This is a genomic window from Frankia gtarii (assembly GCF_025403375.1).
In the GTDB taxonomy this organism is placed as follows: Bacteria; Actinomycetota; Actinomycetes; order Frankiales; family Frankiaceae; genus Frankia; species Frankia gtarii.
Genome location: NZ_JAMPTM010000503.1, coordinates 1 through 1,916, shown reverse-complemented (window position 1 = coordinate 1,916; position 1,916 = coordinate 1). Strand labels below are relative to the sequence as shown.

The following is a 1,916-nucleotide window of genomic DNA, read 5'->3' as shown; positions in this document are numbered from 1 at the left end:
GCGACCCCCCGGACGGCGACCCCCCGGACGGCGACCCCGGCGCAGACGGCGATCCGCAGGCCGGGAGCCCCGGCACTGGCAGCCCGCTGCGCGACAGCCCCCGCACGGGCAGGCCACGAGCGGCCGGCGCCGACATGGGTGGGCCGCGAGCGGGAGGATCGAAGCCAGGGGGCACTGCACGCCGGCTGGGAGGGACGACCGGCCGGCGACCGGGAGCCGGGTGCCCTTTCCGTTTTCCCCGTCGAGGAGACACTCGCGGCGATCTGACCTGGCGGGGCAGTCGGGCGCAGTTCGAGGCGGATGGCATCGAACCCGACCTGCCGTACCACGACAAGTGGCGCCACTTCGAGCAGATGTTCACGACGTTCCACGAGGGCGAGCAGGACATCACCTTCGCCGTCGGGCAGCCGTGGACGCACGTCGCGATCGACAGCCTGAAGGTCGCGGTCGCCGCGATGAACTCGACGATCGCCCTGTCGGACCGCCCGGCGGAGCGCGACGGCCTGCTCGGCTGCGCGACGCCGCCGAACTGGACCTACAGCGCACGTCGGCGCACCCGCTCTCGTCGTCGCTGTACCGAGAACGGTCACCCTCCGTCGCAGGGGCGGGAGGACACGCGGCGGTGATCCGCGGTGCCGCGGAGGGTGTCCGATCTGATCCGTTGTGACCGATACGGGTGGGTGTGGCACCGGCTCCGCCCGGGTGATCGACGCGCTGCTGTTACAACGATGTCTTCAATCCATGTCCGGCGAGAATCGGATGATGTCGGCGGAGTGCGCCATGTAGCGAAGACGAAAAGTTTCCGGGTCAACTACCGTCGACGGCTATTCATCACCACCGTGGCTGGCTAGCGTTCCCGACCGCATCGGGAATACGAATACGCGGCCAGGACGGATGGTGGTGGGACGATGACGGCTCCGCCGGGCGAGATGATGGTCGATTCCGTTGCCGCTCCGGCTGTCGTCCAGACGGAGGGTCGTTCACTCTGGCGATCCGGCTGGATTCGCCTACGGCGCGACAAACCGGCGATGATCAGCGGAATCTTCCTGGTCCTCCTCGCACTGATCGCGATATTCGCGCCGGTCATCGTGTCACTGCTGGGGCATCCGCCGAACGAGCCGCACTACGACCTGCTCGATCCGAACACCGCCGCACCGCGGGGGCGTTTCGGGGGGATGAGCTGGGATTATCTACTCGGAGTGGAGCCGGTCAACGGTCGCGACATCTTTAGTCGGACCGTCTACGGCGCGCGGGTGTCACTGCTGGTCGCATTGCTGGCGACCGCGACGGCGGTCATCATCGGCACGGTTCTCGGGATGCTCGCCGGGTATCTCGGCGGGCTGTGGGACACGATCATCGCCCGGCTGATGGACCTGCTGCTGTCGGTGCCGTCGGTGCTGTTCGCGATCGCGATCGTGGCGGTGATTCCGAACAAGGCGTTCGGGCTCTCGGGTTCGGGGCTGCGTATTGCGGTGCTCGTCTTCGTCATCGGGATATTTGCCTGGCCGTACATCGGACGCATCGTCCGGGGACAGGTGCTGTCGTTGCGGGAAAGAGAGTTTATCGAGGCGTCCCGCTCGCTCGGTGCCGGCACGTTCACGGTGATGTTCCGGGAGCTGCTGCCGAACGTCGCCGCGCCGGTGCTCGTCTACTCGACGCTGCTTATTCCCACCAACATTCTCAACGAGGCGGCGCTGTCCTATCTCGGGGTCGGGGTGCGGCCGCCGACGGCCTCCTGGGGCGATTCGCTGGCCGTCGCCTCGCACGGTTGGTACAGCATCGAGCCGATCTTCATGCTGGCCCCGGGCCTGGCGATCTTCGCCACCGTGCTCGCGTTCAACCTGCTCGGCGACGGCCTGCGCGACGCCTTCGACCCGCGCGGCGGCGGCCGATGATCACGCCAGCCGCCCCCGCCT

At 68.0% G+C, this 1,916-nt stretch carries 1 protein-coding gene and 1 pseudogene; both read left to right on the top strand.

Going from position 1 to position 1,916, the window contains the following annotated elements:
* Nucleotides 1-626, top strand: a pseudogene (locus NBZ83_RS31870) (hypothetical protein); the annotation flags it as partial.
* 282 nt (nucleotides 627-908) lie between these two features.
* On the top strand, nucleotides 909-1,895 hold the full coding sequence (locus NBZ83_RS31865; protein WP_308203849.1) for an ABC transporter permease: 987 nt from the start codon (nucleotides 909-911) through the stop codon (nucleotides 1,893-1,895).
* Nucleotides 1,896-1,916 lie beyond the last annotated feature (21 nt).